This window comes from Streptomyces sp. NPDC056373, assembly GCF_042262425.1.
Taxonomy (GTDB): Bacteria; Actinomycetota; Actinomycetes; order Streptomycetales; family Streptomycetaceae; genus Streptomyces.
Map to the genome: position 1 here is coordinate 206,517 of NZ_JBHJPX010000015.1, position 20,721 is coordinate 227,237.

The 20,721-nt window shown below is 70.8% G+C and carries 15 protein-coding genes; 4 read left to right on the plus strand and 11 right to left on the minus strand.

Features of this window, described 5'->3' with window-relative positions; genetic code table 11:
• Positions 1-70 precede the first annotated feature (70 nt).
• The 3 genes from ACFCXS_RS29880 to ACFCXS_RS29890 all read right to left on the minus strand — a co-directional run bounded on the left by ACFCXS_RS29880 (position 71) and on the right by ACFCXS_RS29890 (position 3,066).
• Entirely contained in the window at positions 71-778 is a 708-nt protein-coding gene (locus ACFCXS_RS29880) for a GNAT family N-acetyltransferase (RefSeq protein ID WP_376646454.1), read from the minus strand.
• A 172-nt stretch (positions 779-950) separates the two neighbouring features.
• The gene (locus tag ACFCXS_RS29885; protein ID WP_376646455.1) at positions 951-1,808 is read right to left on the minus strand and encodes a GDSL-type esterase/lipase family protein; all 858 of its coding nucleotides are present in this window, start codon (positions 1,806-1,808) and stop codon (positions 951-953) included.
• 40 nt (positions 1,809-1,848) lie between these two features.
• On the minus strand, positions 1,849-3,066 hold the full coding sequence (locus tag ACFCXS_RS29890; protein WP_376646456.1) for a rhamnogalacturonan acetylesterase: 1,218 nt from the start codon (positions 3,064-3,066) through the stop codon (positions 1,849-1,851).
• Positions 3,067-3,504: 438 nt separating this feature from the next.
• Here ACFCXS_RS29890 and ACFCXS_RS29895 point away from each other — a divergent pair, with 438 nt between their 5' ends.
• Positions 3,505-5,406 (plus strand): rhamnogalacturonan lyase, encoded by a 1,902-nt coding sequence (locus ACFCXS_RS29895; RefSeq protein ID WP_376646457.1) that lies wholly within the window; start codon positions 3,505-3,507, stop codon positions 5,404-5,406.
• A 340-nt stretch (positions 5,407-5,746) separates the two neighbouring features.
• Here ACFCXS_RS29895 and ACFCXS_RS29900 read toward each other — a convergent pair whose 3' ends face one another.
• Together ACFCXS_RS29900 and ACFCXS_RS29905 are read right to left on the minus strand one after the other, a co-directional pair.
• Complete coding sequence (locus tag ACFCXS_RS29900; protein WP_376646495.1) at positions 5,747-6,880, minus strand: acyltransferase family protein; 1,134 nt, start codon at positions 6,878-6,880, stop codon at positions 5,747-5,749.
• A 147-nt stretch (positions 6,881-7,027) separates the two neighbouring features.
• A complete protein-coding gene (locus tag ACFCXS_RS29905) occupies positions 7,028-7,510 on the minus strand; it encodes a MarR family winged helix-turn-helix transcriptional regulator (protein WP_376646458.1) in 483 nt (160 codons plus the stop codon).
• A gap of 138 nt (positions 7,511-7,648) precedes the next feature.
• Between ACFCXS_RS29905 and ACFCXS_RS29910 the strand changes: the two genes are divergently transcribed.
• The gene (locus ACFCXS_RS29910) at positions 7,649-9,010 is read left to right on the plus strand and encodes a pyridoxal phosphate-dependent decarboxylase family protein (RefSeq protein ID WP_376646459.1); all 1,362 of its coding nucleotides are present in this window, start codon (positions 7,649-7,651) and stop codon (positions 9,008-9,010) included.
• 15 nt (positions 9,011-9,025) lie between these two features.
• On the opposite strand, the gene ACFCXS_RS29915 is transcribed toward ACFCXS_RS29910, so the two are convergent.
• From ACFCXS_RS29915 to ACFCXS_RS29935, 5 genes are all read right to left on the minus strand, one after another.
• On the minus strand, positions 9,026-10,768 hold the full coding sequence (locus ACFCXS_RS29915; RefSeq protein ID WP_376646460.1) for an amylo-alpha-1,6-glucosidase: 1,743 nt from the start codon (positions 10,766-10,768) through the stop codon (positions 9,026-9,028).
• Between the two features lie 34 nt (positions 10,769-10,802).
• Positions 10,803-11,621 carry a carbohydrate ABC transporter permease gene (locus ACFCXS_RS29920; protein ID WP_376646461.1) on the minus strand — a complete coding sequence of 273 codons (819 nt, stop codon included), beginning with the start codon at positions 11,619-11,621 and terminating at the stop codon, positions 10,803-10,805.
• On the minus strand, positions 11,618-12,601 hold the full coding sequence (locus ACFCXS_RS29925) for a carbohydrate ABC transporter permease (protein ID WP_376646462.1): 984 nt from the start codon (positions 12,599-12,601) through the stop codon (positions 11,618-11,620). Before ACFCXS_RS29925 ends, ACFCXS_RS29920 begins: the two co-directional genes overlap by 4 nt.
• 10 nt (positions 12,602-12,611) lie before the next feature.
• Positions 12,612-13,853: an extracellular solute-binding protein gene (locus tag ACFCXS_RS29930; protein ID WP_376646463.1), complete on the minus strand. Its 1,242-nt coding sequence runs from the start codon at positions 13,851-13,853 to the stop codon at positions 12,612-12,614.
• Positions 13,854-13,974: 121 nt separating this feature from the next.
• Positions 13,975-14,997: a LacI family DNA-binding transcriptional regulator gene (locus ACFCXS_RS29935; protein WP_376646464.1), complete on the minus strand. Its 1,023-nt coding sequence runs from the start codon at positions 14,995-14,997 to the stop codon at positions 13,975-13,977.
• A 374-nt stretch (positions 14,998-15,371) separates the two neighbouring features.
• Between ACFCXS_RS29935 and ACFCXS_RS29940 the strand changes: the two genes are divergently transcribed.
• A complete protein-coding gene (locus ACFCXS_RS29940) occupies positions 15,372-19,025 on the plus strand; it encodes a LamG-like jellyroll fold domain-containing protein (RefSeq protein WP_376646465.1) in 3,654 nt (1,217 codons plus the stop codon).
• Between the two features lie 57 nt (positions 19,026-19,082).
• Here the strand turns inward: ACFCXS_RS29940 and folE are convergent, their stop codons facing one another.
• Positions 19,083-19,739, minus strand: a complete 657-nt coding sequence (gene folE, locus ACFCXS_RS29945; protein WP_376646466.1) for a GTP cyclohydrolase I — start codon at positions 19,737-19,739, stop codon at positions 19,083-19,085.
• A 162-nt stretch (positions 19,740-19,901) separates the two neighbouring features.
• On the opposite strand from folE, the gene ACFCXS_RS29950 reads away from it, so the two are divergent.
• Complete coding sequence (locus tag ACFCXS_RS29950) at positions 19,902-20,654, plus strand: helix-turn-helix transcriptional regulator (RefSeq protein ID WP_376646467.1); 753 nt, start codon at positions 19,902-19,904, stop codon at positions 20,652-20,654.
• The last annotated feature ends 67 nt before the right edge of the window (positions 20,655-20,721 follow it).

Below are 20,721 nucleotides of genomic sequence, written 5' to 3' on the forward strand. Positions count from 1 at the left end.
GCAACCGGAGTACTTCCTTGCGATTGCCCGCGGCCGGTCACCACCTGACGGCGCTCCACGCACCGGCCCCTCACGGCGTGCGGAACCCGCGGAACGTCACGTGCTTCCGGGTCTCGAAGCCGAGCCGTTCGTAGAGCGCGAGCGCGCCGGTGTTGGCCTCGGCGACGTGCAGGAAGGGGCGGTCGTCGCGGGCGGCGACGCGCGCGACGAGCGCGCGGATCAGGCGGACCGCATGGCCCTGTCCGCGAGCCTCGGGTGCGGTGCAGACGGCGCTGATCTCGGTCCACCCGGGAGGCCTCAGCCGCTCCCCCACCATCGCCACCAGTGCACCACCGTCGCGGATGCCGAGGTAGGTGCCGAGCTCGTGCGTCCGGGGCCGGAAGGGTCCCGGACGGGTCCGCTCGACGAGGTCGAGCATCTCCGGCACGTCCTCCGTACCGAGTTCGACCACGCCGTAGCCGGACGCGGCGGCAGGCAGGTCCGGGTCGCCGTCACCAGCCCAGATCAGCTGGCGGCCCTCCAGCACGAAGACCGGCTCCCAGTCGGCCGGCGGCGGCGCCGGGCAGCTGAACATGTCCGCGAACTCGCCCGGGCCCAGGAGCTTCGCCAGGTCGGCCCATGCCTGCGCGTCCGGCTCGGCCGGCACCGCGCAGAACGTCGCGACCCCGGGTACGTAGGTGGCGGCACCGCCGAGCCGGCGGGCGAGGTGCGTGTGGTGCCCGCGGAGCGATGCGCCCACCGGGTCGTCGAGTGCGGCGGCGTCGCCGGGCCCCGTCATCTGCTGCGCCTTCCCGTCGCGTGCCGGAGCCGGTCGGCAGGCAGGCCGGCGCGGCCATCGGATGTCAGCAGCCATGCTAGTCAGCGCGTCACTGCCGCTTCAGGGCGGTCCGCCCACCGAGCCGTGTCCGTTCACCCCGGGCCGCGGCGCCTCCCGGGGTGAACGGCCCGGGCTACCTCAGATACGCGGCCAGGGGGAGGTTCTGCCTGCGCACGTCCCCGGCGACGAGCCCGGCGATCCGCTGTGCGCCGTACGTCTCGAAGTGGGTGTGGTCGTTGCAGAAGAAGGCGCCCACGGGCCCCGAGCCGAAGTCGCCGTTGTGCGGGCAGAAGCGAAGGCTGTTGTAGAGCGAGACGCTCAGCGACTGCAGGTCGACGACCGGCGCCCCGGTGGTGGATCCGACGGCGAAGGTCTCGTTCACGAAGCCGCGGTTCTTCGTCGCGGTGCCGCCGGAGCAGGTGATGGCCGCCACCGGGGTGAGCAGCACCGGGTGCGCTCCCCGGGCCAGGGCGGCCTGAACCATCGCCGTCATCAGCTGCCGGTAGCGGGCGGGGCCGACATGCCGGGGGCAGGTCGAGGAGGAGTCGTTGATGCCGAACTGGATGAACAGGTAGTCGCCGGCCTTCATCCCGGTGCTCGCGTTCAGCATCGCCTGCCAGCGTGCGGAGTACGCGGTGGACGTGAGGCGGCACTCGCCGTCCGAGCCCTTGGTGCTGCTGACGTTCCCCTCGTACATCCAGGTCTGGATGCTGCGGCCGCCCACGGCCTGGTTCCTGACGGTGACATCGGCGTTGAACAGGGCGTCGAACTGGCTGCCCCAGCCGACCGGGCAGCGGGCGGATCCCGGGTCGGCCATGGTCGAGTCGCCGGCCAGCCAGACCGTGACCGGCTGGGCGGCCGCCCGGGCGGCTGGGGCAGTGGTCCCGGAGCAGCGCGTCGCGGTACCGGCGGCCGCCGAGGCGGCGTCGAGTCCGAGGGTCGACAGGGCCAGCACCAGCACGGCGGTGATGACGGTCCGTAAGTTCTTCACCGGTTTGTTTCCTCCAGAGAACTGGCGTCCGGCGCGTCGGTCAGCGCAGGTGGGCGGCGAGAGGCAGGTTCTGCTCACGGACGGCCTGGAGCAGCAGCCCGCCCATCCGGGTCGCTCCGTACTGCGAGAAGTGGGTGTTGTCCGTGACGCCGTCCACGGAGGAGCGGAGGAAGAGCTGTGCGGAAGCGGACGGCCCGAGGGACTCGACCAGTCCCTTGCTCCGGGCCGTCAGGTCGATCACCGGGACCCGCTGTGCCGCGCCGACCGCGCGCATCTCGGCGGGCAGGTCCACGCCGACGCCGTTGACGTGCAGTGCCGTGGAGGTCAGCCGGTTGCCGTCGAACAGCCGGCGGACCGGAGGCGTCACCAGGACCGGGACACCGCCCTTGCCGCGGACCCGCGAGATCATGGTGGTGAGGTTGTTCCGGTAGGCGGACGCGCTGGTCTGCTTGTCGTTGTGGCCGAACTGGATGAAGACCGGGTCGTTCGCCTTGACCTTGGCCAGCAGTGCGGGCAGGAGCGCCGAGTTGCTGACGAAGCTTCCCGAACTCTCGCCGGAGTCCCCGTAGTTGGCGATGGTCGCGCCGGGGCGTACCGACGACGTGATCATCTGTCCCCAGCCGGTGTACGGAGCGGCGGGCTGGTCGCACACGGTCGAGTCACCGGCCAGGTAGGCGACCAGCGGCTGGGCAGCCGGTTTCACCGAGACGGCCGAGACCTGCGCGCCGGAGCCGGTGAAGCGGAGGTCCAGGCCCGGGTTCCCGGTGCCGCCCTGACCGGTCGGCTGCCCCTCCGGCCGGCGCACGTTGATGGTGAACGCATAGGTGGCAACGGCTCCGGCGGCCGTGCTCGTGGCCGGGAGCATCAGCCGCCGGGACTCGGCCCACATCCCGGTCTGTCCGGCGGCGGCACCGCCGATGGAGACCGTGACGTCGTAGTTGCCAGGTGCGACGTCGTAGTGGCAGGTGATCGCCGAAGTGCCGGAGCAGCCGGCCGGCAGAGCCTGCGGCGTGGCGGCCGCGCGCTGAGCCGTTCCCGCGCCGGCCAGGGCCGCCGTGGTCGCGAGGGTCAGCAGGCCCGCCGTCGCCAGCCGGGGGGTACGTCCGGCGCGGCGCCCTGATGGCGTGTCCGGTGTTTTCAGGGCGGTGAACGTGGCCGCGGCCGCGCCGGCAGCTCCCGCGGCCGGGGGTCTCGCGGTCGCGGTGGCTTCGAGCAGCGTCCGGCGGCTGATCCGAGCGCGTGCGGGGGTCCGGGGCATGGTCGCTCCTCCCTGCCCGCCGGGCGCGCATGGGGCGCCGCGGCCGGCGGGCAGCGGGTCGTGGGGGGATGTTCCGGGACTGGGGTGATCCGCCTGCCGTGCTGGGAGCGTTCACAACCTGTCATCCGGTCACGGGACGCTCCCTCCTCGACGGGGGATGACTGCGGGTGCGGGGGATCCGTGAACTGCCTTGACCCGCCCTTGGGTTCACAGGCGGCTCGACCTGGCCGACTGCCTTCGGCCATGGTCGGACGTAAGGCGTCCCACGCAGTGTTCTCGCGCCGTCGCCGGACTGTCAATCCATGACGCGCGAGAAACTCACGGATCCGAACAGCGCCGAACAGCAGACTGGACACAATCCTTGACGAGGCATCAGCCCGTTCCTACGCTCCCTCCTCATGGGAGCGTTCCCATACCCCCCACGCACCGGAGGCCACCGTGAACGACCCGCACCGGCGTCCCCGCACCGCGCCACGACCATGGCGATCACCCCACCGGACGGGCAGCCGTTTCGCCGGCTGTCTCTCCGCCGCCGCGCTCGCCGTCTCCGCGCTCGTCGCACTGCCACAGACCGCCCAGGCGGCGACCGCCCGGCAGGTCGAAAAGCTCGACCGCGGCCTGTCCAGCGTGTACACCGGAAGCGGAAACCTGGTGTCCTGGCGGTGGCTGGCGACAGACCCGAACGACGTGGCGTTCAACGTGTACCGGGGCGGCACCAGACTCAACTCCTCGCCCGTCACCGCCTCGACGAACTTCTTCGACTCGGGGGCCGCGGCATCAGCCGACTACACGGTGCGCGCGGTGGTCAACGGTACGGAGCAGGCGGCGTCCGCGCCCGCGGTCCAGTTCCGCACGGGCTACAAGGACGTGCCGATCTCCCCGCCCGCGGGTGGCACCGCCCCCGGCAATTCGGCCTACACCTACGACGCCAACGACGCCTCGGTCGGCGACCTCGACGGCGACGGCGCCCTGGACCTCGTCCTGAAGTGGCAGCCCACCAACGCCAAGGACAACTCGCAGTCCGGCTACACCGGCAACACCATCGTCGACGGCATCAAGCTCGACGGCACCCGGCTGTGGCGCATCGACCTGGGCCGCAACGTCCGCTCCGGCGCCCACTACACGCAGTTCCAGGTCTACGACTACGACGGCGACGGCAAGGCCGAGGTCGCCATGAAGACCGCCGACGGCACCCGCGACGGCACCGGCGCGGTCATCGGCTCCTCCTCCGCCGACCACCGCAACTCCAGCGGCTACGTCCTGTCCGGGCCCGAGTACCTGACGATGTTCAACGGCCAGACGGGCAAGGCGATGCAGACCGTGGACTACGTCCCGGGCCGCGGCACCGTGTCCTCCTGGGGAGACAACTACGGCAACCGCGTCGACCGCTTCCTCGCCGGGACCGCCTACCTCGACGGCGCCCGCCCCTCCCTGATCATGGCGCGCGGCTACTACACCCGTACGGTGATAGCCGCCTGGGACTGGCGGAACGGCTCCTTCACCCGCCGCTGGACCTTCGACACGACGTCCTCCACCAACAGCGGCAAGGGCTATGACGGTCAGGGCAACCACAGCCTCTCGGTCGCCGACGTCGACGCCGACGGCAAGGACGAGATCGTCTACGGCGCGATGACCGTCGACGACAACGGCAACGGCCTGTGGACCACCAGGCTCGGCCACGGCGACGCCGGCCACGTCGGCGACCTCGACCCCTCCCGCCCGGGCCTGGAGTACTTCAAGGTCTCGGAGGACTCCAGCAAGCCCGGCTCCTGGATGGCCGACGCCCGCACAGGTGCGCGGCTGTGGCAGACGGCGTCCGGTGGCGACAACGGCCGCGGAGTCGCCGGTGACATCTACGCCGGCAGTCCGGGTGCCGAGGCCTGGTCGGCCTCCGACACCACCCTGCGCTCCGCCACCGGCGCCTCCCTGGGCCGGGAGCCCTCCAGCGTCAACTTCCTGTCCTGGTGGGACGGCGACCCGGTCCGCGAGCTGCTGGACGGCACCCGCATCGACAAGTACGGCACCTCCGGTGACACCCGGCTGCTCACCGGCTCCGGCGTGGCCTCCAACAACGGCACCAAGTCCACCCCGGTCCTGTCCGGTGACATCCTCGGCGACTGGCGCGAGGAGGTCGTCTGGCGTACCGGCGACAACCGGGCGCTGAGAATCTACTCGACCCCGCACCAGACCAGCACCAAGATCACCACACTGCTCCACGACACCCAGTACCGCACAGCCCTGGCCTGGCAGAACACCGCCTACAACCAGCCCCCGCACCCGAGCTTCTTCATCGGCAACGCGATGCCGACGGCGCCCCGGCCGACGGTCTACACACCCTGACCCGCCCTGCGTCTCGGGCACTTGCCCCTGCTGCGATCGCAGTAGGGGCAAGTGTCTGCGTTCGGCCAACGACGAGAGGCCGGCGGGCTGCGAGCGTTGCGGTGTGCCGGGATTCGCGTCGGTCCTGATGGCCAAGCTGCCGGTGTTCGTGCTGGTGATCGCCGTGCTCGGTTTCCTTTTGCTGACGGTCGCCTTCCGGAGTCTGCTCATTCCGGCGGTCGGCGCGCTGCTGAACATCCTGAGTATCGGCGTGGCCTTCGGCGCGATCGTCGTCGACTGGAAGACGGCTGATCCGCGCCGGGGAGGCACGGGCCTGACCGTCTCGGGCACCGGCTTCGGGTCACGCTTCGTGCGGTGCGGCGCGCGGCGTCCCGGCGGCGTCCCGCCGGAACGCCCACTCCAGGCGGGGCTCCAGGACGAAGCGGAACATGCGCCGCACGGGCGGGGTGCACAGGGCGGTCATGACACCGGCTGCCACGAGGGTGACCGTGATCTCGCCGACGGGACCATGGATCCAGTCGGGGCCGAACCAGTCGAGGTGCTTGGCCCCCTGGACGGCGAAGCCGTGCAGCAGGTAGCCGTACAGGGTGCCCGCGCCGAGGGCGGTGAACCATGTGCGCCGTCCCGGGACCCAGGCGAGGAAGCAGGCGACGAGGAGCAGGGAGCAGCCGAAGAGGGCCAGAGTCATCACGGGCCCGTACCAGCCGGGTGCGCCCAGTTCCTCGGCGCTGGAGCGGTGGAAGAGCCACGCGTAGTCGAAGCCGGGTGTGATCCAGTACGCCCCGGCGAGGGCGCCGGCGAAGACGGGCAGGGACAGCAGGCGCATCTCCCGTCGGCGCACCAGCCGGAAGTGCTCGGACTTCAGCAGCAGACCGAGCACGAAGTAGGGCAGGAACTGCAGGACGCGCTGGAGATCGAGGTCGTCGCCGATGGACGGCGAGAGGGTGGCCAGGGCCGCGACGACGAGGGCGACCGGCAGGGGCCGGCGCAGGAGCTTCCAGATCGGGGTGGTCAGCCGCCAGATGAACAGGGCCGCCAGGAACCACGTCAGGTACAGGGGGCTCAGCAGGCTGATGGCGCGGTCGGGGTCGCCGCTCGTCCAGCGGGTGTAGTAGGTGTACGCCACCTCGAAGACGACGTACGGCACGACCACGGTGGTGACCAGGCGCTTGATCCGCTCCGGGCCGGCGTCGAAGCTGCGTGAGAAGTAGCCGGAGATGATGATGAACGCCGGCATGTGGACGGCGTAGACGAGGGTGTAGAGCGCGGTGACGGCGCGGCTGCCCTCGCGCAGCGGCTCCCACGCGTGTCCGACGGCCACCAGGACGATGGCCAGGTACTTGGCGTTGTCGAAGAACGAGTCTCTGGGCTTGGCCGCGGGGGCCGCCGGCCGGTCGCCGGTCGCCCGGCCGCGCGCGGCGCGGGGGACTTCTGGTGGCGAGTGCCGTGTCTCTCGGTCGCCGCGCGGGGGCAGCGTGCGCGATCCGGCGTTTCCTTGCGGTTGCAGCCCGGACAGACCAGAACACCTCTTACTTCGTCACGTGTCGGTGGATCCCTCCTCCGATCACATCACGAAAGTTCATCGATTGCGTAATCACGCAACCGTGACGGCCCCGACCGGTCAGGCGTCGCGCAGCGCCTGCTCGATCTCGCCGAGCGAGCGGGTCAGCGTCCCGTAGTCGGCCGGGGCGAGGGGTGCCACGAAGTACCGCTCGACGACCGACGCATGGACCGCGGCCGCCCGGAGGAACACCGCACGACCCTGCTCGGCCGGTTCGACCAGGACGCTTCTGCGGTCCCCGGGAGCCTGCACGCGCCGCACGAGGCCGGCTCCCTCCATACGGTCGATCAGGCGGGTGACGCCGCTGCTGGTGAGCGTGAGGTCGTCGGCGAGGCGGCGTTGCGAGATCTCCTCGTCCGGATGCCGGCAGAGCCGGATGAGGACCTCGAACATCGTGTGGCTGATCTCGCACTCCTTGCGCAGCGCCGTGTCGATCCGCCGCTCCAGGCGGGTGGCGGCCTTGATCAGCAGGCCGAAGTCGTGGACGAGCGGGCTGCCGGCGGCTCGTGCGGCTTCGTCGTTCTCGTGCTTCGCGGTGTTCACCCGGCCGACTTTACTGCTTCTTCACCTACTGCCATCTCAATTACTGAGCAATCAATTGCTGAGTAGTCAACGAACTCCTGGAGTGAGGAACCACCGCACGGACCCACCGCACGGGACATCGACAGAGAGGGAAAGTCAGTGGACCTTCAGCACTGGCTCGGCCGGGCCGACGACGCGATACAGCAGTGGGCCGACACCTTCGGCCCCTATGAGCAGCACCCGTCCCTCCTCGTCGACGACGACCGTTTCGCCGCCGCCTTCGAGGAGCTGACCGGGAGGCTGAAGGAGAACTATCCCTTCTTCCACCCGCGCTACGCGGGGCAGATGCTCAAGCCCCCGCACCCGGCGGCGATCGTCGGCCACCTCACCACGATGCTGATCAACCCCAACAACCACGCCCTGGACGGCGGCCCCGCCACCGCCCGCATGGAACGGGAGGCCGTCGCGCAACTGGCCACGATGTTCGGCTTCGACACCCACCTCGGCCACCTCACCACCAGCGGCACGATCGCCAACCTCGAGGCCCTCTTCGTCGCCCGCGAGCTCCACCCCGGCCGCGGCATCGCCTACAGCGCCGACGCCCACTACACCCATGGCCGCATGTGCCACGTCCTGGGCATGAAGGGGTACCCGATCCCCACCGACGACCGCGGCCGCATCAGCCTCGACGCGCTCGAGGACCTCCTGCGCACGGGAGAGGTCGGCACCGTCGTGCTCACCACCGGCACCACCGGCCTCGGAGCGGTCGACCCGGTCCACGACGCCCTCGCCCTCAAGGAGCGCTACGGCGTCCGGCTCCACGTCGACGCGGCGTACGGCGGCTTCTTCACCCTGCTCGCCGGCGCCGAAGGACCGGAGGGACTCCCCCCGCAGCCCTGGCGGGCGATCGCCCGGTGCGACTCGGTCGTCGTCGACCCGCACAAACACGGACTCCAGCCCTACGGCTGCGGTGCCGTCCTCTTCCGCGACCCCGAGGTGGGCCGCTTCTACCTGCACGACTCGCCCTACACCTACTTCACCTCCGGCGAACTGCACCTCGGCGAGATCAGCCTGGAGTGCTCGCGGGCCGGCGCCTCGGCCGCGGCCCTGTGGCTCACCTTCCAGGTGCTCCCGCCCACCCCCGACGGACTGGGCCGTGTCCTCGGGGCCGGGCGACGGGCCGCCCTGCGCTGGGCCGAACTGATCGCCGCTTCGGACGAGCTGGAGCTTTACCAGCAGCCGGAGCTGGACATCGTCGGCTACTTCCCCGCGGTGGAGCCCGCCACCCTCAGCGCTGTCGACGCGGCATCGGCACGCGTCCTGACGGACGGCATGACCGGCCCCGATCCCGTTTTCCTGAGCACCCTCAAAGCCGACCGGGACGCCTTCACGGCGCGCCACCCGCGGGTCACCGCCGACGCCGACGGCGCCCGCATCCTGCGCAGTGTCCTGATGAAGCCGGAGTCCGAGGACCATGTGCGGCGCCTCCATGACCGGGTGGCGCGTCTCGCCCGGCCCTGAGCACGCCCACGGGGTTCACGTCAGGTCATGGTCGCCTCGGAGCACGTACGCCTCCGCGAGAAGGAGATAACTGCTGGCGGTCCAGGTGTAGGCGCGGTCGCGCAGGCCCGTTCCGGCGAGGGCGTCGAAGTTCTCGGCGAAGCCGTGGGCCTCGCACAGCGCGCGGAAGCGGCTGCTGATGTCGTCCGCGAGCCGGTGGTGTCCGGCGCGGCGCAGACCGTCCTCGACGAGGACGGTGGCGGGAGCCCAGATGGGTCCGCGCCAGTAGCCGTCGTCGAGGTAGTGGGGCGACGTGGGCAGTTCGGTGGCGAGGCCGTAGGGGGTCAGGTGGGCCTTGATGTGGTCGGCCAGGGCGCCGCTGACGTGGGCGGGGAGATGCTCGCCGAGCACGATGGGCATGAGGTCGAGGAGACTGGCGCTGCTCCAGGTGTCCCCCGTGCCGACGCCCCGGGCGACGAACCGGTCGTCCTTCCAGAGCTGGTCCAGCAGTGCCGCCTGGGTCTCCCGGGCGGCCCGCGCCCAGCGGCGGGCTTCCTCCTCGCGGCCCAGTTCCCCTGCCAGATCGGCGAGTTCGTGGAGCTGGAGGACGAGGAAGGCGGACAGGTCCGCCGTCTCGACCACCCGCTCGGGGTCGAAGGTGGTGGCGTTGTCCCAGCCGCTGTCGTTGCCGTGCTGGTAATGGGGGAAGGCGGCGCCGGGTGCGCGCCGGGCGGTGAGCCAGAAGTTCGTCCAGCGCTCCAGCCGCCGGTAGGTCTCGCCCAGTTCGGCCGGGCCGGGGGGTGTCGGCAGGCGGCGGCGCAGGTGGCCGAAGGCCCAGCCGTGAATGGGCGGTTTGACGAAGTTGTAGAGGACCTCGGAGTGGGTCACCGAGTCGGGCAGGGCGCCGCCGGCGTCCTGGTGGTCGAAGGGCAGGGCGAACTGGTCCCGCGCCAGTTCCGGACAACCGGGCGCCAGGGCAAGGGCGTTGAAGCAGTGGTCCCAGCTCCACACCTTGTCCATCCAGTGCTTGGACATCAGCACCGCGGGCCGGGTGACCAGGCCGGTCGGGTTCACGGTGGCCGACCAGACGACGTAGGCGGCGAGTTCGGCGGCCGGGGTGGCGGACGAGCGCCAGGGAGCCACCCTGTCCACGAACCGGGCGAACGAGGCCTGCGCGGATGCCGCGATGCCGTCGAAGGCCGCCGCGGACGTGTACGGCGGGCGGGCGGCGTCGAGTTCCTCGATCGCGATCTCCCAGGCCCCGTCGGCCGCCGCGGCCGTGGCAAGGCCCCGCTCGGCGCTGCCCAGCGTCTGGGCGCCGGTCGCGTGGAGGGTGCCGGACAGCGCGGTGACGCGGTACCGGCGTCCCGTCTCGTAGGACGTGAACACATGGCCGCCTGCGGCGGCGTCGTGGAAGAAGTAGGTCCCGCTGAACGGCGTCAGGACCGGGGCGGCCGCCCCTACGGCCATGCCCAGGCCGCTCCCCCGCAGTCGCACGGTGTCCGGCGACTCGTAGGCGAGGTCGACACGCCCCTGCGTGCCGATCCAGCTGAGCAGGTCCGGTCTCGCCTCCACGCGGGTCTCCGCCCGGTCTCCGGTGACCGGGTCCAGGGGTGTCAGGCTCAGGACGGCGTGCATGCCGTTCTGGTGGGAGACGAGGTGGAGATCCTCGGCGTACGTCTTCTCCGCCACCACGGGCGAGATGCCGAACCAGGATCCGTAGGTGCTGAAGGGGATGTCCTGGACGGAGAAGGCCGGGCCGGAGCGGTCGGCGGTCATGAGGTGTCACTCGTTTCTCGAGCAGGGGGGAGGGTCAGTCCTTGACCGCGCCGGCCGTCACGCCGGCGGCGACGTAGCGCTGGGCCAGGACGAGGATGACCGCGGCGGGCAGCGAGGCCACGACGGCGGTGGCCATGATGGCGTTCCACTCCTGGTTGTTGTTGCCGATGTAGTGGTAGATGCCGAGGGTGATCGGCTCGTGCGCCCCGCCGTTGACGAGGGTGCCGGCGAAGACGAAGTCGGACCAGGACCACAGGAACGCGAAGAGCGAGACCGTGACCACGGCGTTGCGGCTCATCGGCAGGACGATCGACCAGAAGGTGCGCACGGGCCCGGCGCCGTCGGTCCGGGCCGCCTGGAGCATCTCGCCCGGGATGCCGGACATGAACGCGGTGAAGATGAGCACCGCGAAGGGAACGGCCAGGGTGGAGTCGGCGACGATCAGTCCGGGGACGGACTGGAGCAGGCCCAGTTGCAGGTAGATGGCGTAGAAGCCCATCGCCATGATGATGCCGGGGATCATCTGCGCCGCGAGGAGCAGGAAACTCAGCACTCCTCCGCCGCGCGGGCGCAGTTTGGCCAGGGCGTAGCCGGCGGGCGCGGACAGGGCCACGGTGAGTGCGACGGTGCCCAGGCCGATGACCAGGCTGGTGCCGAGGTAGGGCAACTGCTCGTCGAGGACGGTGCGGTAGCCGGCCAGGGTGCCGTGCACGGGGAACAGGCCGGGCGGGGACTTGCGCATGTCCTGGTCGCGGGTGAGGGACACGTTCAGCATCCAGTAGACCGGGAAGAGCATGATCGCGGTCAGCAGGACACCGACGGCCGTCTTTCCCCAGGTGCGTCGGCTTCTCATGAGTACGCCTGCTTTCGCTGGACCCTCATGTAGAGGAGGCCGAACACCAGGGCGGCCACCACCAGCAGGTTTCCGACGGCCGCGCCCGGACCGAAGGCGGGCAGCAGGTTGCCGAAGCCGAGCTGGTAGGACCAGGTGGCGAAGGTCGTGGAGGCGTCGGCCGGGCCTCCCTTGGTCATGATCCAGATGATGTCGAAGACCTTCAGTGTGTAGACCAGCCCGAGGAGCAGCGTGATCGCGGACACGGGGCGCAGCAGCGGGAAGGTGATGCTCCAGAAGCGGCGCCAGGCTCCCGCCCCGTCGAGGGCGGCCGCCTCGTACAGGCCGGAGGGGATGGACTGCAGGCCGCTGTAGAGCACGACCAGGTTGAACGGGACGCCGATCCAGATGTTCGCGATGATCACCGAGGTGAGCGACCAGGACGGCGACGTCAGCCAGTTGACGGGGCCGATACCGAGGGCGTGCAGTGCCGCGTTGACGATGCCGGAGTCGCTGTTGAGCATCCATGACCAGGTCGAGGCCGACACGATCAGCGGCAGCAGCCAGGGGACGAGGAACAGGGCCCGCAGGGTCGCCGAGAGCCGGAAGTGCTGGTTGAAGAAGACCGCGAGGGCCAGGCCGATGGCGTACTGGAAGGCCAGGCACACGCCGGTGAAGACCACGGTGTGGAGCAGTGCCGGGGCGAAGGCCGGGTCGTCGAAGACCTTCCGGTAGTTCTCCAGGCCGGTGAACGGCGCGTTGCCCTGGACGAAGGAGCGGACGGTGTAGTTGCGCAGGCTCAGGTCGAGATTGCGGTAGAGCGGATAGGCGTAGAAGAGGGCGAGATAGAGGGTCACCGGGGTGAGGAAGGCCCAGGCGGCCCACTGCGTGGAGACGGGCCGGCGGCGTTCCGCGGTGCGGGCCGGGGGTGGGGCGGCGTGGGCCGCCCCGCTCCGCGGACGCACCGACCGGTGGTCCGGCGGACGGACGGTCTGCTTCATCGGACCCACATCACTTGACCGCGGCCTGCGCCGAGGTCAGCGCGTCCTTGGGCGACTTGGATCCACTGAGGGCGGATTGCACGGCCTTCCACAGCTGCTCGGAGATCTTGGGGTACTTGGTGCCCAGGTCGTCACTGGTACGGCCCTTGGCCGCCTTGACCGCCTCGACCCACGGCCTCAGCGCGGGGTCTGCCGCCACCTGCTTCTTCCGGACCTCCTCGGTGGGGGCGACGTAGGAGAGGGTGGTGTCCGTGTCGTACAGGTTGGTGGTGCTGGTCAGGCAGGCCGTGAGCTTGCTCGTGGTGGCGTAGCGGGCGGTGTCGCTCTGGACGGGGACGGTGACGAACTCGCCGCCCGTCGGGGCCGCGGCGCTGCCTCCGCCGGTGGCCGGGATGGGCAGGACGCCGTAGTCGAAGCCGGCCTTCTTGGCGGCCGCGAGCTGCCAGGTGCCGTTCTCGGCGAAGGCGTAGTCGCCGCTCGCGAACTCCTGCCAGCTGGTGGTCTGGGTGTTGTTGAGCACGGAGTTGGGGGCGTAGCCCTTGTCCAGCCAGCCCTTCCACAGGGACAGCGCGGAGACGGCCTCGGGTGAGCCGAGGTCGGTCAGGGCGGCGCCGGAGCCCCAGAACCACGGCAGGAACTGGAAGCTGCCCTCCTCGGTGCCGATCGCGGAGAAGGTGATGCCCTTCTTGCCGGCCTTCTTCGTCTTCTCCAGGGCTGCCGTCAGCGACTTCCAGTCCTTGACGGAGGCGATGTCGACACCGGCCTCTTCGAGGACCTTCTTGTTGTAGTAGAGCGCGAGGGTGTTGGCGCCGATCGGGGTGCCGTAGGTCTTGCCGTCCGACTGGCCGGCTGCGAGGAGGTTGGGGTCCACGGCGGAGGTGTCGAGCTTGTTCTCGTCGGTCGTGGTGAGCACGCCCGCCTCGGCGAGGGTGGACACCACCGGGTTGTCGACGATGAGGACGTCCGGGGAGTTGCCCTGCTGGGCCGCGAGCAGCGTCTTGTTGGCCAGGTCGCTGGTGTCGAAACCGGTCCGCTTGACCTTCACACCGGCCTTGCTGCCGCAGGCGTCCAGCAGCTTCACCCAGGCCGAGCCCTTGGCGAACTGCGGGTAGGGGTCCCAGATGGTGTAGGTGCCGCTGTCCGCGCCCTTGGTGCCGGTGCTGCCCGAGCCGGAGGAGCAGGCGGTGCCGACGGCGGCGAGAACGGTCGACAGGGCCACTGCGGTGAGGCGCCGTCTGGAGGTGCTGTGCATCGCGGGTTCCTTCGTTCAAGGCACAGGGGGTGCCGTGGCGGGGGCGATGTGGGGGAAGCGGGCACACCGGAGGGAGGGGGTGTGCTCGGAGAACGGCAGGGAGGAGGGGCGGGGAAGGAGGTCAGGGCTGTGGGGAGCCGGTGGCGGGACCGGTACTGGCCCGCAGCGAGATGGGGGGTGTCAGCAGGTGGTGCCGGGCGGGGGCGCCGGGCTGGTCGAGCCGCTCCACGAGCAGTTCGACGGCGCGCCGGCCCAGTTCCTCCGCCGGTACGTCCGCGGCGGTGAGCTGCGGGGTCACCGTCTCCGCCCACCGGCTCGCCACCACCCCGGTGACGGAGAAGTCGCGCGGCACATGGCGGCCGGCCCGGGCCAGTCCCCGGTACAGACCGCCCAGCGCGGCCTCGTTCAGGGTGACCAGGGCGGTGGTGTCCGGGTCGTCGCGCAGGATGTGTTCCAGGCAGGCCTGGCCGGAGGCGGCGTCGTCCCCGCAGCAGTACGTCCGCACGGTCAGCCCGCGTTCGGCCGCGGCCTTGGTGAAGCCGTCGAGGCCGCGGTGTGCCGACTCGTACCCGGCGCGCAGCAGTTGCTCGGGGCGGTTGACGAAGGCGACCCGGCGGTGGCCCAGGTCCGCGAGGTGGTGGACACATGCCGCCGCCAGTGCCGTGTGGTCCAGGCCGACCCACCAGCCGCTCTCGGGGTGGGCGGTGCGGCCGATGGCGACGGCCGGGAAGCCGAGCGCCGCGAGGTGGTCGGCCCGGTCGTCCTCCAGCCGGATCTCCATCAGGATGGCGCCGTCGACCCGCCGCTCCCCCAGCAGCCGCTGGAAGGACCGGTCACTGTCCACGCCGCTCGGTGACAGCAGCACGTCGTAGTCGTAGGCCGCGGCGGCCTCCACGACACTGCCGATGAAGTCCAGCTGCATGCCGGTGTAGTGGTTGCCGGCCGGCGGGAAGACGAGACCGATGGTGCTGGTCCGTCCGTTGGCCAGGGCGCGGGCGCTGGCGCTGGGCCGGTAGCCCAGTTCGTCGACGACCTGCTGGATCTTCCGGCGGGTTTCCTCCGAGACCGGGCGCTTGCCGCTGAGTGCGTAGGACACGGTGCTCCGCGAGACACCCGCTCGCTTGGCGATCTCCCCGATGTTCACGGCAACTCCTGGCTCGTCGAACCGGTTCGCATGGCAGGAAGGTAGAAACCGCCTCGACGGCTGTCAATACCTGGGACGCATTTCGCTGGTCGGTCGCATATCCGCCCGGAATCCTCGTGTCGCAGGCATTGCTGCCCCGGGGCGCCGGTGCTAGCTTCGCGAACCGGTTCGACGCATCGGCCCGTTCGGCAGCGGTGGGACAGACCCTCATGCCCTCATCCGCGCACCGGCGTGCCCGCCGTCCGACGCTCCCCCACCCCTGCACGCGCCATCTGCACGCCCCTCGAATCGAACCGGTTCGACGATCATGCGGACCGAACCGCTGCTCGACGAAGCGACGACACGCCACGACCCGACGACTGAGGACGCCATCCATGCCATCCGCTGACAGATTCACGCGGCGCCGGGCCCCGGCCGCCGTGGCGCTGACCCTCGGAGCGGGACTGCTGGCCGCTCCGGCGGCGCCCGCGCAGGCCGCCGAGGCACCGCAGCCCGCCGCCCGTTACTCCTTCGACCAGGACGACCTCGCCTCCGGGAAGATCACCGACAGCTCCGGCAACGGCCTGACCGCGACCCTGGTGAACGCCTCCACCGCCCGCTCGGTAGACGGCTCGGCCGGAGGAAAGGCACTCTCCCTGCCGGGCGGTGCTCCGGCCTCCGACGGCGCGTACGTCCGCCTGCCCCGCCAGGTGCTCGCCGGGACGACCGACCTGACCGTCTCCGCCCGCGTGAAGTGGAGCGGCGACACGTCGCCCTGGCAGCGGATCTTCGACCTGGGCACGGACACCACCAAGTACCTCTTCAGCACGCCCTACAACGGCAGCGGGCTGTTCCAGACCTCCGTGACCACCGGGGGCGGGGGCGCGGAGACCCAGGTCCGCGGCTACGCGAGCCTGCCCGCCGACGAGTGGCGGACGGTCACGGTCACCCTCGACTCCACCGCCGGCCGGCTCACGACCTACCTCGACGGCGTGGCGGTCTCCTCCGCTGCGACCGGCATCAAGGCGGGAGACCTGCTGGACGGTTCTGCCACCGCCGCCGGGTACATAGGCAAGTCCCTCTATCCGGACCCGCTGCTCCACGGCGCGATCGACGACTTCACCGTGTGGCACGCGGCGCTGAGCCCCGAGCAGGTGGCGGGTACGGTCGGGTCCGTGCCCACCCTCCAGCAGCTCTCCAGGACCTCCTTCGAGGCGCGCACCACGACCGCGGCCGCCCCGTCGCTCCCCGACGCCGTCCGCGCCTCGTTCTCCGACGGCTACGACCGCGACACGCCCGTCACCTGGGACGCCGTGCCCTCCGACAAGTACGCCGAGCCGGGCACCTTCACGGTCGCCGGCACCGCGGCCGGACGCGCGGTGAAGGCCACCGTCACCGTGGTCCGCGAGGGGGAGCTCACCGTCGACCTCGGCTCGGACACCGGCGCGTTCCACGGTGGCGCCTCCGGCACCCTCTACGGCGTGTACGGGCCGGACGTCCCCACCAACAACCTCATCGAGGGCATGGGCCTGCGCACGGTCTCCACCAAGGCGCAGGACGGTCCGCAGCACCCGGGCGCCGACGCCCTGGAGGTGGTGAAGCCGCTGGCCGACTCCACCGACGGTGATGTGTACATCTACATGACCGACATCCACCGCGGCTTCCCCTACGAGTGGCCGGGCGACACACCCGCGCAGAAGCTCAAGCTGTACGAGGAGAAGATCGCCAAGCAGGTCGACCAGGTGCTCCGGCTGCCGAAGCAGTACCAGGACAACATCGTCTTCGTGCCGTTCAACGAGCCCGAGGGCAACATGTTCGGCACCGGGCAGTGGAGTTACAACAAGGTCAGCTGGCTGAACGACCCCGACGACTACTTCGCCGCCTGGGACTCCGCGTACAAGCTCATCAAGACCAGGATGCCCGGCGCCCGCATCGCCGGGCCCAACACCAGCATCCTGTACGACCAGGTCAAGGGCTTCCTCACCCACACCCTGGCCGCCGGGACCCTGCCGGACGTCATCACCTGGCACGAGCTGAGCCACCCGGAGGCGGTGCGCCAGAGCGTCACCAAGTACCGGGCCTGGGAGAAGGACCTGTTCAAGGGCTCCGCCCGGGAAGGCACCCGACTCCCGATCAACATCAACGAGTACGCGTTCAACTACCACACCTCGGTGCCGGGCCAGATGATCCAGTGGGTGTCCGCGATCGAGGAGTCCAAGGTCGACGCCGACATCGCGTACTGGAACATCGACGGCAACCTGTCCGACTCCGCGGTGCAGTCCAACCGCGGCAACGGGCAGTGGTGGCTGCTGAACTCCTACGCCTCGATGAGCGGCCACACGGTGAAGGTGACCCCGCCCTTCCCGGGCGAGAACTACACCATGCAGGGCGTCGCCACCCTCGACGAGAAGAGGAAGCAGTCCCGGCTGATCTTCGGCGGGTCCACCGGCAAGGGGCACATCACCTTCGCGGGCGTCCCGAAGAAGGTCTTCGGCAAGCGGGTGCACGCCTGGGTGCGGGAGATCGAGTGGAGCGGGCAGGTCGGCGACTCGTCCGGTCCGAAGCTGCTCGCCGAGACGAACCTGACGGTCGGTGACGACGGCACGGTGGCGCTCGACTTCGGCGACGGCGTCCTGCCGAAACTGAAGGAGTCCTCGGCCTACGAGGTCGTCCTCAGCCCGGCCGGGGAGGCGAAGGGCACGCAGGCGCCGCCCGTGCGCTGGCAGTCCTCCTACGAGGCCGAGGACGCCGCGCACACCGGCTCCGGCTGGTCGAAGAACGGCCCGGAGGGATCACCACGTGACGTGTCGAAGTTCTACACCTCCGGCGGATACGACGTCGGCGGCCTGCGCACCGGCTCGGACGTCGCGCTCGACTTCACCGTGGACGTGCCCGAGGACGGCACCTACGACCTGAGTGTCTTCGCCAACTCGCTCAACACCTACGACAAGGTCGAGGAGCAGGGCCCCACCAACGTCTTCCTCCGCGTGGACGGCAAGGCGGCCGGCGAACAGGAACTGCACCTGCCGCTCGGCTACAAGTGGGTGGTCTGGGACCACACCGACACCGAGGTCGAGCTCACCAAGGGCAAGCACACCCTGACACTCGCCGCGAAGAGCGCCGACGGCAAGCGCGCGACGAAGGGCGACGCCATCGTCGACCGCCTGACGCTCTCCCTCCCCCGCACCTCGGCGGACACGCAGGTGTACGAGGGCGAACTGGCGTGGCCGGCCGGCGGGGCACGGCCGGTGTACGACCTTCCGAAACCGGCGGCCACCGGCTCGGGCGCGGTCCGGCTCGCGAAGGACCAGAGCGCGACGTTCTGGGTCTACTCGCCGGCCGACCGCGAGGCCACCCTCCGGGTCGACACCCTCGGCGGTACGGGCGCCCGGCTCTCCGTCAACGGCCACGACGTCCTGCGTCTGGGCAAGGGCCGCAGCAGTGCGGCGGTCTCCCTCTCCGGCGGCGTCAACAAGGTCACGGTCACCGGTGGCACGGCCACGACCCTCGTCGACCGCCTCACGGTCACCCCGACCGAGGGCACGCTGCCGGCCCGCACCTACGAAGCCGGGGACGCTACGCTCGCCGGTTCGGCCACGCTCGCCCCGCTGTCCCTCGCCACCGACGGCACGGCGATCACGGGCATCGGCGGGGCCCCCGGCAACGACAACACCGCGACGTTCACCGTCACGGCCGACCGGGCCGGCCTGTACGCGCTGCGCGTGCGCTACTCCAACCCCGAACAGTCCGAGGCCACCCACTACAACCCCGACCCGCTCGCCCGCCACGCCGACATCAGCGTCAACGGCGGCCCGGCCCATCGCGTCGGCTTCCCGCACAGCTTCCACCGGAACAACTTCTGGGAGCTGACCGTCCCCGTACAGCTGAAGAAGGGCACGAACACGATCGCTTTCCGCTCCGAGGAACTGCCGAACTTCGACGGCACCACCTACGCCTCGGACACCTTCCCCGGCGTGCTGCTCCGCTCCCGCTACGCGCCGCTGATCGACCGGATCACCGTCGCGCCCTATGCGCGAGAGAAGCGATGACCCGCTGACGCGCGGCGCCCGCGACCGTCCCCGGCGGTCGCGGGCGCCGCACCGCGCTCACCTGGTCACCCCCGTCAGCGCGAGGAACTCGCCGCGGGAGCGTGCGTCGGAGCGCAGGAGGCCGAGCAGGGTGGAGGTCAGGGTGTCGGAGCCGGTGGCCTGCACACCGCGCAGCGTCATGCAGGAGTGCTCGGCCTCGATGACCACGCCGACGCCCTTGGGCTCCAGATGGGTCTGCAGCCAGTCGGCGACCTGCTTGGTCAGGCGTTCCTGGACCTGAGGGCGGCAGGCGAAGTGCTCGACGACGCGGGCCAGTTTGGACAGGCCCAGGATGCGGGCCCCGGGCAGGTAGCCGACGTGGGCGGTGCCGACCACCGGCAGCAGATGGTGCTCGCAGACGGTGCGGACCGGAATGCGCCGGGCGAGGACGAGTTCGTCGTAGCCCTCGTCGTTGGGGAACGTGGTCAGGTCGAAGGGGCGTGGGCTGAAGAGCTCGGCGTAGGCGCGGGCCATCCGGCCGGGCGTGCCGCGCAGGCTCTCCGAGGTCGTGGAGATGCCGAGGGCCTCCAGGAACCGGCCCGCGGCGACCTCGGCGGCGGCCAGGTCGATCCCGTCGGTTTCGTGGACCACCCGCAGGGCGGGCCGCACGGGTGCCGTCGCTTCTGCCTCGTGGGGCTCCGTCCGGACGGAGGCCGGCGCGGGGTGCTCCGGCATGTCGACTGCCTCCGATGCCGAGTGCGGTGAGAACGGGACCATGATTGCCTCCCAGAGTTTCACCAACAAGTTTTTCCTTTATTCCGCGCCCGCGTCAAGGTGTGCAGACCACAACGCCAGAACGGCCCTCGCTCCCACACGTGTGGGAGTTACCGTGGTCATGTGGCTTCCGACCCGCCCGCGCAGGCCGACCCAACCGGCAGCGCCATCGACTCCGTCAGCGTCCTGAGCGAGGACTCACGCCGGCGCATGTTCGCCTTCATCCGGCGGGCCGGGCGTCCCGTCACCCGTGACGAGGCCGCCGCCAGCGTCGGCATCTCCCGCAAACTCGCCGCCTTCCACCTCGACAAGCTGGTCGACGCCGGTCTGCTGCGCGCCCGCTACGAAGCGCCGGGCGGAACCCGCAAGGTCGGCAGGCAGCCGAAGGTGTACGAGCCCACCGGCGACCAGATCACCGTGAACATCCCCGACCGGCGGCACGAGCTGCTGGCCGATCTGCTCCTGGACGCCGTCCTGACCGAGCAGGCCGGAGAAACCGCCACGCAGGCCGCGATGCGCGCCGCGCGGCAGCGCGGCCGGCTGGTGGGCGAGGCCGCACGGCACGAGTCCCGCCCGGGCCGGCTCGGCGCCGAGCGGGGGCTGACCACCTGCGAGCGCCTGCTGGACGGGTACGGCTACGAGCCCGTACGGGAAACGCCGACCCGCATCCGGCTGCGCAACTGCCCCTTCCATCCGCTGGCCGCCAGGGCACCGGACCTGGTGTGCGGCATGAACCAGGCGTTCCTCAGCGGGTACCTCGAGGGCCTCGAGGTCAGCGGCGTCCGCGCGGCGCTGGAACCGGAGCCCGGGGAGTGCTGCGTCCGGCTCGGCCTATGGGACGGCGAGTCCACCGAGGAGACGCCCCCGGGCCACTGAGGATCAAGGTGGACACGCCGCCGCCGGCCGGTCCGGGGGCGGCGTGAGCGAGCCGCCCGAGGGTCGC

Bases quoted from the DNA above. Each gene is read 5' to 3' on its own strand.
- ACFCXS_RS29880 (WP_376646454.1), bottom strand. From the start codon at position 778: ATGACGGGGCCCGGCGACGCCGCCGCACTCGACGACCCGGTGGGCGCA.
- ACFCXS_RS29890 (WP_376646456.1), bottom strand. From the start codon at position 3,066: ATGCCCCGGACCCCCGCACGCGCTCGGATCAGCCGCCGGACGCTGCTC.
- ACFCXS_RS29915 (WP_376646460.1), bottom strand. From the start codon at position 10,768: ATGACCGCCGACCGCTCCGGCCCGGCCTTCTCCGTCCAGGACATCCCC.
- ACFCXS_RS29920 (WP_376646461.1), bottom strand. From the start codon at position 11,621: ATGAGAAGCCGACGCACCTGGGGAAAGACGGCCGTCGGTGTCCTGCTG.
- ACFCXS_RS29925 (WP_376646462.1), bottom strand. From the start codon at position 12,601: ATGAAGCAGACCGTCCGTCCGCCGGACCACCGGTCGGTGCGTCCGCGG.
- ACFCXS_RS29930 (WP_376646463.1), bottom strand. From the start codon at position 13,853: ATGCACAGCACCTCCAGACGGCGCCTCACCGCAGTGGCCCTGTCGACC.
- ACFCXS_RS29940 (WP_376646465.1), top strand. From the start codon at position 15,372: ATGCCATCCGCTGACAGATTCACGCGGCGCCGGGCCCCGGCCGCCGTG.
- folE (WP_376646466.1), bottom strand. From the start codon at position 19,739: ATGCCGGAGCACCCCGCGCCGGCCTCCGTCCGGACGGAGCCCCACGAG.